12 protein-coding genes, 3 tRNA genes and 1 riboswitch are annotated in these 14060 nt (G+C 48.0%); of the genes, 4 read left to right on the top strand and 11 right to left on the bottom strand.

The window, feature by feature from the left end; all coding sequences use genetic code 11:
- The first annotated feature begins 21 nt into the window (after positions 1 to 21).
- A complete protein-coding gene (gene shiA / locus AACU94_RS06540) occupies positions 22 to 1338 on the top strand; it encodes a shikimate transporter (RefSeq protein WP_130216433.1) in 1317 nt (438 codons plus the stop codon).
- A gap of 101 nt (positions 1339 to 1439) precedes the next feature.
- On the top strand, positions 1440 to 2894 hold the full coding sequence (gene amn / locus AACU94_RS06535; protein WP_130208633.1) for an AMP nucleosidase: 1455 nt from the start codon (positions 1440 to 1442) through the stop codon (positions 2892 to 2894).
- 94 nt (positions 2895 to 2988) lie between these two features.
- On the opposite strand, the gene AACU94_RS06530 is transcribed toward amn, so the two are convergent.
- Together AACU94_RS06530 and yeeO are read right to left on the bottom strand one after the other, a co-directional pair.
- Positions 2989 to 3064, bottom strand: a tRNA-Asn gene (locus AACU94_RS06530).
- 130 nt (positions 3065 to 3194) lie between these two features.
- Positions 3195 to 4652, bottom strand: a complete 1458-nt coding sequence (gene yeeO, locus AACU94_RS06525; protein ID WP_339379125.1) for a toxic metabolite efflux MATE transporter YeeO — start codon at positions 4650 to 4652, stop codon at positions 3195 to 3197.
- A gap of 160 nt (positions 4653 to 4812) precedes the next feature.
- Here yeeO and AACU94_RS06520 point away from each other — a divergent pair.
- Positions 4813 to 4888 (top strand) — tRNA-Asn (locus AACU94_RS06520).
- Between the two features lie 36 nt (positions 4889 to 4924).
- Here the strand turns inward: AACU94_RS06520 and cbl are convergent.
- The gene (gene cbl, locus AACU94_RS06515) at positions 4925 to 5875 is read right to left on the bottom strand and encodes an HTH-type transcriptional regulator Cbl (protein WP_135489138.1); all 951 of its coding nucleotides are present in this window, start codon (positions 5873 to 5875) and stop codon (positions 4925 to 4927) included.
- Positions 5876 to 5976: 101 nt separating this feature from the next.
- Entirely contained in the window at positions 5977 to 6894 is a 918-nt protein-coding gene (gene nac, locus AACU94_RS06510; RefSeq protein WP_135489137.1) for a nitrogen assimilation transcriptional regulator NAC, read from the bottom strand.
- Between the two features lie 324 nt (positions 6895 to 7218).
- Between nac and AACU94_RS06505 the strand changes: the two genes are divergently transcribed.
- Positions 7219 to 7294: transfer RNA gene (locus AACU94_RS06505), tRNA-Asn, on the top strand.
- Positions 7295 to 7349: 55 nt separating this feature from the next.
- On the opposite strand, the gene ldtA is transcribed toward AACU94_RS06505, so the two are convergent.
- The 7 genes from ldtA to pduF form a co-directional block, all read right to left on the bottom strand.
- Positions 7350 to 8285 carry a L,D-transpeptidase gene (gene ldtA / locus AACU94_RS06500; RefSeq protein WP_135489136.1) on the bottom strand — a complete coding sequence of 312 codons (936 nt, stop codon included), beginning with the start codon at positions 8283 to 8285 and terminating at the stop codon, positions 7350 to 7352.
- 61 nt (positions 8286 to 8346) lie between these two features.
- Entirely contained in the window at positions 8347 to 9426 is a 1080-nt protein-coding gene (gene cobT / locus AACU94_RS06495) for a nicotinate-nucleotide--dimethylbenzimidazole phosphoribosyltransferase (protein WP_135489135.1), read from the bottom strand.
- Positions 9427 to 9450: 24 nt separating this feature from the next.
- Complete coding sequence (cobS, locus tag AACU94_RS06490) at positions 9451 to 10194, bottom strand: adenosylcobinamide-GDP ribazoletransferase (RefSeq protein ID WP_135489134.1); 744 nt, start codon at positions 10192 to 10194, stop codon at positions 9451 to 9453.
- Entirely contained in the window at positions 10191 to 10736 is a 546-nt protein-coding gene (gene cobU / locus AACU94_RS06485; RefSeq protein WP_135487611.1) for a bifunctional adenosylcobinamide kinase/adenosylcobinamide-phosphate guanylyltransferase, read from the bottom strand. The genes cobS and cobU overlap by 4 nt, the downstream gene beginning before the upstream one ends.
- A gap of 134 nt (positions 10737 to 10870) precedes the next feature.
- Complete coding sequence (locus AACU94_RS06480) at positions 10871 to 11305, bottom strand: cobalamin biosynthesis protein (RefSeq protein ID WP_135489133.1); 435 nt, start codon at positions 11303 to 11305, stop codon at positions 10871 to 10873.
- Between the two features lie 218 nt (positions 11306 to 11523).
- Positions 11524 to 11698, bottom strand: a riboswitch (cobalamin riboswitch).
- 83 nt (positions 11699 to 11781) lie between these two features.
- Entirely contained in the window at positions 11782 to 12696 is a 915-nt protein-coding gene (gene pocR / locus AACU94_RS06475) for a transcriptional regulator PocR (protein ID WP_130216415.1), read from the bottom strand.
- 203 nt (positions 12697 to 12899) lie between these two features.
- Positions 12900 to 13709, bottom strand: coding sequence for a propanediol diffusion facilitator PduF (pduF, locus tag AACU94_RS06470; protein ID WP_130216413.1), 810 nt, complete (start codon positions 13707 to 13709; stop codon positions 12900 to 12902).
- Positions 13710 to 14060 lie beyond the last annotated feature (351 nt).

Below are 14060 nucleotides of genomic sequence, written 5' to 3'. Positions count from 1 at the left end.
GACAGTACAAACAGGATCACTATGGACTCCACGCTCATCTCCACGCGTCCCGATGAAGGAACGCTTTCGTTAAGTCGCGCCCGACGCGCTGCGTTAGGCAGTTTCGCGGGTGCCGTCGTCGACTGGTATGATTTTTTACTCTATGGCATTACTGCCGCATTGGTGTTTAATCGCGAGTTTTTCCCGCAGGTAAGCCCGGCAATGGGAACGCTCGCTGCATTTGCTACCTTTGGTGTCGGTTTCCTTTTTCGTCCGCTCGGTGGCGTCATTTTCGGCCATTTCGGCGACCGACTGGGGCGTAAGCGCATGTTGATGCTTACCGTCTGGATGATGGGCATCGCCACAGCATTGATCGGCATTCTCCCTTCGTTCTCAACTATTGGCTGGTGGGCACCAATTTTACTGGTGATGCTGCGAGCTATTCAGGGATTTGCTGTTGGCGGCGAATGGGGAGGCGCTGCGTTGCTGTCCGTTGAGAGCGCGCCCAAAAACAAAAAAGCCTTTTACAGTAGCGGCGTACAAGTTGGTTACGGTGTAGGGTTACTCCTTTCAACCGGACTGGTGTCACTGATCAGTATGATGACAACTGACGAGCAATTTTTGAGCTGGGGTTGGCGCATTCCTTTCCTGTTTAGCATCGTATTGGTGCTGGGTGCATTGTGGGTGCGCAATGGCATGGAGGAGTCCGCTGAATTTGAACAACAGCAGCATAATCAAGCGGTAGTGCAAAAACGCATCCCGGTTATCGAAGCTCTGTTACGACATCCCGGTGCTTTCCTTAAGATTATTGCGCTGCGACTGTGCGAGTTGCTAACAATGTATATCGTTACCGCCTTTGCACTTAACTATTCGACCCAGAATATGGGGCTGCCGCGCGAATTGTTCCTCAATATTGGTTTGCTGGTGGGTGGATTAAGCTGCCTGACAATTCCCTGTTTTGCCTGGCTTGCCGATCGTTTTGGTCGCCGTAGGGTTTATATCACCGGCGCAATAATCGGTACGTTAAGCGCATTTCCTTTTTTTATAGCGCTTGAGGCACAGTCCATTTTCTGGATCGTTTTCTTCTCCATTATGCTGGCGAACATTGCGCATGACATGGTGGTTTGCGTGCAACAGCCGATGTTCACCGAGATGTTTGGTGCCAGTTATCGCTACAGCGGCGCTGGCGTCGGATATCAGGTTGCCAGCGTGGTAGGCGGTGGATTTACACCTTTTATTGCTGCTGCTCTGATTACTTATTTTGCTGGAGACTGGCATAGCGTCGCCATTTATTTGCTGGCAGGCTGCCTGATTTCCGCAATAACTGCGTTGTTAATGAAAGACAATCAACGCGCCTGAGGTTGTGGTGAAGATCGTCCGATCTTCGCCTTACACTTTTGTTTCACATTCCTGTGACATACTATCGGAAATGCGGTAATTGCATGGAACAGGAGACACACATGAATAATAAGGGCTCCGGTCTGACCCCAGCTCAGGCACTGGATAAACTTGACGCGCTGTATGAAAAATCTGTAGTCGCTTTACGCAACGCCATTGGCAAATATATTAAAAGTGGCGAACTGCCTGATGAAAACGCCCGAAAACACGGTCTTTTTGTCTATCCATCGCTGACCGTGACCTGGGACGGTAGCGCAACAAACCCTCCCAAAACACGCGCGTTTGGTCGTTTTACTCACGCTGGCAGCTACACGACCACCATCACCCGCCCTGCTCTCTTTCGTTCATATCTTAATGAACAATTAACTCTGCTGTACCAGGATTATGGTGCACATATTTCCGTGCAACCGTCAGAGCATGAAATTCCTTATCCCTATGTCATCGACGGCTCAGAGCTGACGCTTGATCGCTCAATGAGCGCCGGATTAACTCGTTATTTCCCGACAACCGAACTGGCACAAATTGGCGATGAAACGGCAGACGGCATTTATCATCCAACGGAATTCTCCCCGCTATCGCATTTTGATGCACGCCGGGTAGATTTTTCCCTAGCACGGTTACGCCATTATACGGGTACGCCAGTCGAACATTTTCAGCCGTTCGTCTTGTTTACCAACTACACACGTTATGTGGATGAATTCGTACGTTGGGGGTGCAGCCAGATCCTTGATCCTCATAGCCCCTACATTGCCCTTTCTTGTGCTGGCGGGAACTGGATCACCGCTGAAACCGAAGCACCGGAAGAAGCAATTTCCGACCTCGCATGGAAAAAACACCAGATGCCCGCATGGCATTTAATCACTACCGATGGTCAGGGTATTACTCTGGTTAATATTGGCGTGGGGCCGTCAAATGCCAAAACTATCTGCGATCATCTGGCGGTGCTGCGCCCGGATGTCTGGTTGATGATTGGTCACTGCGGAGGATTACGTGAAAGCCAGGCTATTGGAGATTACGTACTTGCGCATGCTTATTTACGCGATGACCATGTTCTTGATGCGGTCCTGCCTCCCGATATTCCTATTCCGAGCATTGCTGAAGTACAACGTGCACTTTATGACGCCACCAAACTCGTCAGCGGCAGGCCGGGTGAGGAAGTTAAACAGCGGCTACGCACTGGAACTGTAGTAACCACTGATGACAGGAACTGGGAGCTACGCTACTCGGCTTCTGCACTTCGTTTTAATTTAAGTCGGGCCGTGGCGATTGATATGGAAAGTGCCACCATTGCAGCACAAGGATATCGTTTCCGCGTACCATACGGGACGCTACTGTGTGTTTCAGATAAACCGTTGCATGGTGAGATTAAACTTCCCGGTCAGGCTAACCGTTTTTATGAAGGCGCAATTTCCGAGCACCTGCAAATTGGCATTCGGGCGATAGACTTGCTGCGCGCAGAAGGCGACCGACTGCATTCGCGTAAACTGCGGACCTTTAATGAACCACCGTTCCGATAATGAGTTCAGATCCTTTGCGTCAGGAAAAGATGTGAAGGATTTGATTAAGTAACAAAGCAAAAAGCCCGCTATAAAAGCGGGCTTTTCAGAAATCTGGCTCCTCTGACTGGACTCGAACCAGTGACATACGGATTAACAGTCCGCCGTTCTACCGACTGAACTACAGAGGAATCGCGAGAACGGGGCGAATATTAACGATGCCCATCCACAATGTCAAAGCCTGTTTTTTAATTTTGAATTCGTTTGCTGAAATAATCTGCGCTTTGTCGTTTATTCCGACACACCTGGCTTTTTTTCATACTATTTATGCTCAGAACGAGGGTATTTCCATAGCCATCGCCCTGTCACCATTCGCCAGTAAAACAGCACAGCCCGCACGGCCCAGTCGGCAAACATCCCCATCCAGACGCCAACCACACCCCAGCCAAGCATGATTCCCAACATATAACCGACTACTACCCGGCATCCCCACATGCTCAGCATAGAAACCCACATGGCGTAGCGTGCATCTCGGGCACCTTTAAAACCAGCAGGTAGTACCCAGGAGGCAGACCAAATCGGCATAAATAAAGCATTCAACCAAATCAGAATCACAACGACATGTTTAACCTGCTGATCCTGGGTATAAAACGACGCCATAATCCCGGCAAAGGGGGCTGTTAACCAGGCTATTGCCGTTAACCCAATAGTGGACAACCAGAACACATGCCTCAATTGAATTTCTGCTTGCGCTCTTTGCCCTACCCCCAACCTTCGACCCGTAATGATTGTAGAAGCTGAACCAAGTGCACTTCCTGGTAAATTGATAAGAGCCGCAATCGAAAAAGCGATAAAATTCCCGGCGATAACACTCGTCCCCATCCCGGCAACGAACATTTGTGTTAATAACCGGCCACTGGTAAATAATACGGATTCCACACTTGCCGGAATACCAATCCCCATTACTTCCCAGATAATGCTGAAATTCAATGGTTTAAAATAGCTCTTTAACGAGATCCGTAACGCAGGATTAAAACCAATCGCCAGAACCCACAAAATGGCGACTGCGCCAATATAACGGGAAATAGTTAATCCCAGCCCTGCCCCGACAAACCCTAATCCCTGCCAGGAGAAAAGACCGTAAATCAATATGCCGCTAATGATGATATTAAGGATATTCAAACTACCATTTATAAGAAGCGGTATTTTCGTATTCCCTGCGCCGCGAAGTGCTCCGCTGCCAATCAAGGTGATTGCCGCCGCAGGATAACTGATGACAGTCAGTTCCAGATAAGTCAGCGCCAGTGCTTTTACCTCCGGCGTGGCCTCACCTGCAACAAAATCGATAATTTGTTCACCAAAATGATGAATAAGCGCTGCCAACAGTACGGCAAACAATGTCATGATCACTAATGACTGCCGTGTCGCTACCCTCGCTCGCCGTCGATCACGCTTACCGAGACTAAATGCCACAACGACTGTAGTACCAAGGTCGATAGCTGCAAAAAAAGCCATAATGACCATATTGAAACTGTCCGCCAGCCCAACGCCTGCCATTGCATCTTTTCCCAGCCAACTGACCAGAAACGTGCTCAGTACGCCCATCAACAGGACACAGGCATTCTCCATAAAGATAGGAACAGCAAGCGGGGTTATCTCACGCCAGAACAACACCTTGTAGCTCTTACGTTTTGCGTGCCAGCGAGTGCCATGAACAATCTGGCGTAAAGCTGAGGAGATATTCAAAACTGACCTTAATTGCAGAAAGTGAAACCACATTTCAAATAATGAGGGAGAATCAGCAAAGCTGCAAAGATTTTCGCCAGCAAATTGTCTGCAAATGCAACAAACTGTTGATAGAAACGGCAAACGGTTGAGAAATTTAAAAATCAGGTTTGACAAAAGATTTTTCGCCGTTAAGATGTGCCTCAACAGCGATTCCTCTGTAGTTCAGTCGGTAGAACGGCGGACTGTTAATCCGTATGTCACTGGTTCGAGTCCAGTCAGAGGAGCCAAATTTCTGAAAAGCCCGCTTTATAGCGGGCTTTTTGCTATATCTGATAATCAATTTCCTCTTCACTATTTTCCATCACCTGTCGCTTAATATCCTCAACCGACAGTCCTGCATTGCACAGTTCCAGAAAACGCCAGACATAGTTACGCTGTAATTGTCCTCGTTTTAGTCCCAACCAGACGGTATTAGCATCGAAAAGATGGCGCGTTTCCAGACGAATTAAATTCTCTTCCTCTTGTTCGCCACTGGATTGTTCTGCTACTAATCCAATCCCCAGGCCAAGGGCTACGTAGGTTTTGATAACATCAGAATCCTGTGCACTCAATACAATATCTGCCAACAAACCTTTGCGGGCAAATGCGTCATCAATCCGCGAGCGACCAGTAATCCCCTGTCGGTAAGTGATCAACGGCCACTTCGCTATTGATTCCAGCGTCAATGGCGTAATTTTTGTTAAGGGATGATTATCTGGAACGAGCAAACTATGATGCCAACGAAACCATGGGAAGGCGACGAGTTGCGGATCATTGCTCAGACGCTCACTGGCGATGCCAATATCGGCCCCGCCATTTTGCAGCAACGTCGCAATTTCCTGTGGTGTTCCCTGGATAAGCTCAAGCCGCACTTCCGGGAAAAGTTCGCGAAAGGCTTTAATGACCTTTGGCAAGCTGTAGCGTGCCTGAGTATGCGTCGTTGCGATAGTGAGAACGCCAGATGTATCGTTGGTAAAGAGATCGGCAAGTCGACGAACATTACTGGCTTCATTCAGAATGCGTTCTGCAATTACCAGCAATGCTTTGCCCGGTTCAGTCATACCAAGCAGTCGTTTGCCCCGACGAACGAATATTTCTATACCAAGCTCATCCTCCAGCTCTCGAATATGACGGCTTACACCTGACTGTGAGGTAAAAAGCATATTCGCAACCTCTGTCAGGTTGTAATCCTGACGTGCAGCCTCGCGGATTATCTTTAGTTGTTGGAAATTCACGGTAAACTCCGGGCAGATCAGACATTCCGCTATTGTTAAAGTCTAACGCCCGGCATAACAAATAATAAAAACCCGCATCTTATTCCATCCAGATATAACGTTTAGCTAACCAATTGCCATTGTCTTTTTTCCATGACTGGAGGACTGATCACTGACAATAACAGCTCTTTCACTGCTTGTGCCTGTGGCGACAGTTTTGCTCTGGCAGGTAAATTTAATGACAAGGAGAGACTCATTGACGGTGTGGTAATACGTGACATCCATCCGTTAACTGCGTCACATAACGAGCGCGCGGCTGATTCGGGTAACACTGCAACCCCCATGCCGCTGGCAATCGCTGCGGTAAGCGTGGCGATAGACTCAATTTCACCGATGACTTTTGCCGTGAGTCGCCGTAAAGAAAAAGCCTCATCAACGCGGAGTCTTACGGCACTGTAATCACTGGGAAGAAAGAGATTCATTTGTGCTATAGCATTAACATCAACGCTTTGCCCTGGAAAATCCTGAGTTCCGACAAGAAAAAGATCTTCTTTAAACAAAGCCTGGCTGGATACGCCTGCCACAGGGGAATGCTCGTAAATTACCGCCATATCAAGCTGGCTATTTATAAGTTTATCGTTAAGAACAGCGCCGCTGTTTTCATGTAGATAGATAATCACTTCCGGAAATTCGGCACGTACCGCCTGTAATAAGGGCATGGTGATAGACGACGCGGCGGTTCCTGGCGCAAAGCCAATTGAGACTTGACCCGATAATGTCTGACCTACGTTATGAACTGCCAGTTGGGCCTGTTCACACTGACGTAAAATTGCCCGCGCATGGGCATAGAGTATTTTTCCGGCATCTGTTGGGGTAACGCCACGTTTAGTGCGAATCAAAAGTTGTTGGTCCAGCTCGCCTTCCAGTGTGGCGACCTGCTGACTGAGCGCAGGCTGCGCGATATGCAACACTTCAGCAGCCTGGGTCAGGCTACCAATATCTACAATTTTTACGAAGTATTTCAGGCGTCTGAAGTTCATGTTGCCTCCGGTTTTTAAGAATCGGCCCAAGTGCCGCCATTACTTACAACCAGATTGCAAAATGCTTGCCAGTTTTATTTTGTCGTTGATGCGCAAGCTAACCGCCTGTCAAATAAGAGATTATGATAGTTTCGTCATTTGCTCTTGTTATCAGAAAAAGCGTTCCCTGCCCCATGACAGAAGGGTATGCACCACGATGGTTCATTACCCAAAAGATTGAAAGCTCACCACTTTGTTGAAATTGGCAGCAAACAAACTAAAAAATGCATTTCCCCCTTTGACATCACCATGCACTGCCATTAATATGCGCCCCGTTCACACGATTCCTCTGTAGTTCAGTCGGTAGAACGGCGGACTGTTAATCCGTATGTCACTGGTTCGAGTCCAGTCAGAGGAGCCAGATTCAAAAAAGCCTGCTTTCGAGCAGGCTTTTTGCTTTCTACGTAACAACTATTTTAAAACATCTGCCTGGAACCAGAATTAACTTGCACAGGCATTCCCGATCGACGTTGCAACGCAGCATTTGCCCGATTTACATCAACCTCTTGTCCATTGATAAATGCCTGCAATGAAGGCGTTACCGGCAATGGCACTTTTCTGTCAGACTCATATTCCGCCCGATTGCGCGATAACGGTTCATGAACTTCCAGCCACTTTGAGCCATCCATTTCCGTTGTGTATTTCACCGGCTGATCGATAATTTGCACGCGCGTCCCGACTGGAACATTATCGAACAAATACTTTATGTCATCATTGCGCAGACGAATACAGCCCTGACTCACCCGTAAGCCAATGCCAAAATTGGCATTAGTTCCGTGGATGGCATAAAGCCGACCAATATAGATGGCATAAAGCCCCATAGGATTATCGGGACCCGCAGGGACAAATGCGGGCAAACTCTCCCCTCGTTTCGCATATTCGCGCCGAGTGTTCGGCGTTGGTGTCCAGGTTGGTGCTTCTTGTTTACGTTCAACGGCAGTCACCCAATTGCGCGGCGTTTCACGCCCGGCCTGACCAATGCCGATAGGAAACACTTCCACAGTATTACTGTCCGGCGGGTAGTAATAAAGACGCATCTCAGCGACGTTAACCACAATCCCTTTACGAACAGTGGCGGGCAAAATCAGTTGCTGCGGAATGGTGAGTTGCGAGCCAGACTTCGGCAAGAAAACATCAGCACCCGGATTCGCTTCCAGCATATTACTCAGACCTTGCCCGTACTGTGCAGCAAAGGTTTCCAGCGGCTGGGTATTGTGATCAGGAACCGTTATTGTCAGTGGTTGCCCGACTAAACGGCTACCCTCCGGAGGGAGTGGGTAAGTTACCGCCAGACTATTATGGCTGGCAAAAAGCAGAACAAATGAACAAAGAATATTTACACGACGCATCATGTCCCTTTCCTAAGTCGCGAAAGCTATCCGATAAGTATAGCTTTTATCTGACTTTTCGTTTTTAACTGTTCAATTCAGAAGTCGTCTTTCCCGGTAGAACAATATTACTGGCGGCAAGCTCACCCATGTTGCTGTATATCGCGCAGGCGGCTTCGATGATGGGCATCGCCAGCGCTGCGCCACTCCCCTCACCTAAACGCATTTCCATATTGAGATAAGGCTCCAGCCCCAAATGTGACAGCGCTATACGCGCCCCTTTTTCTGCCGACAGGTGAGAAGGAATGAGATACGGTTTGATTGCAGGACACATCTGGCAGGCGGCAAGTGCAGCGGCGTAAGAAAGAAATCCATCCAGCAACACGGGTAAACCGCAGGAAGCGGCACCTAACATTACGCCAGCCATTCCGACCAAATCAAACCCACCGACTTTGGCCAGCACATCAATACCATCCAGTGGATTCGGTTGATTCAATGTTATTGCCCGACGAACAACATCAACTTTATGAGCCAGTTTATCTGTCGGCAGGTTTGCGCCAATACCGACCACTTCTTCAGGATCGCGTCCAGTAATCGCACTGACTATCGCCGCTGCCGGTGTGGTATTTGCCATCCCCAGTTCACCCACACCAAACAGCGTGACGCCATTTCTCGCTAACTCGCGCGTATATTGTATGACGTCCAAAAGCAACTCTTCAGCCTGACAGGGGCTCATTGCCGGACCCGAGGCAATATTACCGCTACCTCGTGCGACACGCATGTTAATAAGCCCAGGGATAGGCTCAACGGTATCAATCCCAACATCAATCACGTGAACTTTAGCGCCCGCTTGTGCTGCCAGCACACACACACCAGTTGTTCCACGTGTCATATTTTCAGCCTGGATGGCTGTCACTGCTTTCGGAGAAATAGCGACACCTTCATCCCAGACGCCGTGATCGGCACACATAACCAGCACTGCTTTTTGGCCCACATGAGGCACACCATTCAGTCCCGGCATTCCTGCCAGTTGTACGGCAAGCGCCTCCAGTCTTCCCAGACTACCGACAGGTTTGAGTAACCCATCAATATACCGTTGGGTACGCGACATAGCGGCAGGATCGATGGCAGGGATCGTATTCAATAATTCGGCGAGTGTTTGCATGTAGCGTCTCTTCGGTAATCAGTCTTATAGCAGTGCCAGCAGGAAGACCAGTTCACCAAGTTCTATGGTTGCTCCTAGCGTATCGCCGGTTTGCCCGCCCAGAGTCCGTTTGAGAAGCTGGCCGAGGATGAAAATCGCCACCATCGTCACCACCATAGCAGCCACACCATGCATACCCGGCAATAATACGGCAGCAAAAATAGCGGCTAAACCGAGTGTGACGCAGGTTTGTCGCCCGTCAATTTTGCCAATGAACACATTACCAAGCCCTTCTTCCCGGGCATAACAATGACGATACATCAACAATGCGGCAGTCCCACGGCTAACCGCACATGCTGCCGCCAGCGATGCAAGGATCGGTTCGCCACGCAGTGCCAACTCGCTTAGCACCAGAATCTTTGCCAGAACCACAAAAATCAGCGCCAGACCACCGTGAGTACCCAAACGGCTATCACGCATGATTTCCAACATGCGATCGCGGCTACGTGCAGAAAATACGCCATCACAGGTATCTGCGAGGCCGTCCAGGTGGAATCCCCCTGTCATCAGCGCCAGCACCAGCACGCTAAACAGTGCCGCCAGTGGTATACCACACCATGCCTGCAACGCCATGAAGACCAGTCCACTAATGGCGCCAAGCAATAAACCAATTAAGGGAAAAGTAATGATACCGCGAGAATAATGCTCGAAATCCAGCCCCTGGGACCAACGACGCGGTACAGGCAGACGCGTAATAAAAGAGAGCATCGCCCAAAATAATTTACTCATTTGATTTTTACTCCAATACCCGAAACCACCAGCCATACTTCATCTGCCGCAGCGGCCAGCTGCTGATTTACCCGCCCGGCAATATCACGAAAATGTCGCGCCAGACGATTCTCCGGCACAATCCCCATGCCCACTTCATTGGTCACTAATACGACCTTTGCAGTACAACGTTGACAGGCGGCAATCAACGACTGAATCTCACCATTAATCGCCTGCTCCATCGCGTCATAATCCCATTTTTCAGGATCTTTATTGCCGCCATATTCAAACAAAAGATTAGTCACCATTGTTGTAATGCATTCCAGCAACACGGCAGCCTGCGGATTAATGTCTGCGTTAATTAACTCATCAAGATTGTGCCAGCGTTCCACCGTGTGCCAGTGCGCCGGGCGGCCTTGCCGATGGTGTTCAATCCGTGCGGCCATCTCATCATCAAAAATTTGCGAAGTAGCGATATACAGGACCTGTGGAGTGTCCCCAATAAGCGCCTCGGCGTGCCGGCTCTTCCCGCTCCGTGCGCCCCCCGTCACCAAAATCATCATACGGACTCCCGGTTCAATTGTATGATGGTATTCATTGACCAGAGCAATGGATGTTCCACTGTTACTGACCGTAATAACATTTCTTCGATTAATACTGCGCGTATTAAAAATAAAAATCCAGCATTCTCAATCCATTACGAATGAGGGAGGCATTGTGAAATAGCCCGATTTCCCTGCGTTAACGACCGACGAAATGTGTCATTAGCAACGGTTTCTCTGAATTGACACATTTCATTCAGATAATGGATTAACGCTACAGCCCCACCAGCCGTGCCATTCAGCAAACGAGCATTGTGCTCTGCTATTAAGATTACCGTCACGCCATCAGGCAGAGGGAGCCTTTCTGGTATGAGTGTCCCGCTTTCAGCAATCAATAACAGCACTGAATAATCACTATACGCATCTGATAATGATTGTTCTGGCCCACCGTTAAAAGGCAGGAAACCTTGCTGCCAATCCTCACCGACAAAACAGGTAATAGGCAACATTTCAGCCAGATATTTAGCGAGTTCAATATCGCCAGATGAGAGGCAAAAAAGAGCTATCGATTCAGGTTTTATCGTTTTCATGACCACCACCCTCCGCTTAGTTTCCTGTAATAACGGTCAGGTTGATATGCCACAAAAAAAGATTGCCACACCATAAGTGCAGCCCTGGTGCCTGTCGACACGACGATGAATGAAATAAATGCTGCCGCCATCCCCTGATCCTTTCAGGGTGGTAGGGGTATAAAGACGCGCCAGTGCTCAACCGGGCGCTTCCAGACAACCCACTTCCCACCGAAGTTGTTGGTATTAACTGACAGGCTGGTCTTCTGGCTTAGCGTCATCCTCCCCCGACCTTCCCGATCTCACGATCAGTGGCATTTTCGGGGTTGTCAGCATTACAGCAGCGGGGGCTGCGAGGGATTTCCACCCTCTTCCCAGGCACAAATGTGCCAAACATGTCAGCGTATGTTATGAGCCGATTTCAATTTTCCCATAACACGTAAATGAATTATTACTGCCAGAGTATATTTAACCATCCCTCATTTTTTACATTGAATTTATGCCGTTTCCGCAGCCGTATTTTCGCTAATTTGCTGACGGTAAACCTGCGGCGTTACCTGATAGGTCTGTCGAAAAACTTTGCAAAAATAACTGGTTTGAGAGAAGCCTAAATTACGCGCAATGCTGGCGATGCTCCAGTCACTATGGCACAGCAACTCTCGGGCGCTGGCCATGCGTTGTTGGTTTACCCATGCATTAAAACCAATTCCATGATATTTCTTAAACAATTTACTGAAATAATAAGGGCTTAGATAAACATGCGAGGCAACATCTTCCAGGCGTAAATCGTCTGATAAATGCGCATCAATATAGCGCAATGCTTTTTTCATTTTATTATCGTGGGGATTAGACGCACGGGTCTGACGAACTGAATCCGAATGAGGTTTATTCTCTTTAATAACGACAAAATTGAGTTGCTTTTTGAGGCAATTTTCCACAATCAATTTCAACAAATCAGCAGAGGCCATAACTCGCGAGTAATCCATCTCCGGGACTTTGCGAAATTCATTAAGTAATTCGGGATCTGCTTGCCAACGATCATCGACATTCAGAATATCGATCAAGTCGACATCACCATTACGCAGGCGGACTTGTCCACACAACACAAAGCCGACTAAATGCCCGGCAATCACCAAAGGAATAGAGAAATCAGTTAATCCTGCATGGCAACGGTAAATACAAGGTTGATCGGATTTAGAAGCTTCCAGGCCTCCACAACGATCGCTCATGCGGCAGCGAGTGCTAAGCTGTGGATGTTGCCGCATCATCTGACAAAACGGGGTGAAGTTAAAAAGTTCGGAAATTTCATCACCGTGGATATTGACCACGACAACCGCAAGGCTGGTCGCCTGCGCAAAATCCTGCGCGATTTTATTAATGAGTTCTGAATTAAGTGTCGCCGCAGAAATCATGATAAAACCTCCCAGTTAATTTATTGTTATTGTAAAAACAATTGTTTTACATTTAATCTTCACATCATCCCTGATGATTTACTGACGAGAAGCACAAAGGACAATAACAAAAGCCTCCATGAAGCGGGAGACTTTTTAATAAGTTCGGAAAGCAGATCACAAACAGTAAAAAAATAAACGTTTATAACCGCCAGGTTATTTCGCTATTCGCGGATATCTTTAGGCGTAACACTATTGACAGGTAAATTTTGTGCAATGAGAAAGCGATAAATCGCCGCGCCAACGCAGGCACCAATGACCGGGGCAATAATGGGTACAATGAAATAAGGAATATTGCGTCCGCCAGTCATCGCTATTTCTCCCCAACCCGCAAGCCAGGTGAACATTTTTGGCCCAAAATCACGCGCTGGATTCATGGCAAAACCGGTTAATGGTCCAGTAGAAGCACCAATAACAGCAACCAGAATACCAATCAGTAAAGGTGCAAGAGGCCCCTTCGGTACACCGTTGCCGTCATCGGTCAACGCCATAATCAATCCCATCAACATAGACGTGATGACTATTTCAACCAGCGCCGCCTGCCATACATTTATTGCCGCTGCCGGGTAAGTACTGAAGATACTGGCGAGTTGTAAACTTTCTGCACTTCCACGAACCATATTGTGGGCAGATTCAAAATCGGTAAACAAATTGCTATATAAAAAATACGCCAGAACCGCACCACCAAAGGCACCCGCTAATTGTGCCATACAAAATGGCAGCACTTTACGGCCAGGAAAAGCGGCGAACAACCATAGAGCAATCGTAACCGCTGGGTTGAGATGAGCGCCGGAAATTCCTGCCGTAAGATAAACAGCAAGTGAAATACCTAACCCCCAAATAATACAAATTTCCCACAGCCCCAGACTTGCCCCAGCAAGTTTGAGGGCACACAAACAACCAATGCCAAAAAAGAGGAACAGTCCGGTGCCCAAAAACTCGGCAACGCATTGCGCCTTGAGTGAATCATTCATAGTGACACCTTCTTTGCGGAGTTTGTTTCTTCATCAGCCAACAGAATTGCTGATTGTTGTGTATATCGAGGGCAACTATAAAAATTGCTCTGCAAAAAATATTGCCAACATTCATGACAGACTCGTGGAAAAATCGTGCTGACATAGCAAATTATTGTCATTGCAGAAGCATCCAACACAGCGTTAATCAGTGTTGAAAGTAATAATTACTGCCAAACTTTCACAATAAAAAATTGTCATCATGATATAATAAAATTTAAACAAATATCACAATTCCCTTCCGCGAACCAAACCCAACGAAATTTTATCCGCAATTACCCCCCTCAGCCAACGCAATTAATTCACATTGAA

Origin of the sequence: Escherichia sp. E4702 (genome assembly GCF_963883545.1) — a bacterium.
Classification (GTDB): domain Bacteria; phylum Pseudomonadota; class Gammaproteobacteria; order Enterobacterales; family Enterobacteriaceae; genus Escherichia.
Note: the sequence above shows the minus strand (reverse complement) of the source record. Positions and strands in the feature narration are given on the sequence as shown.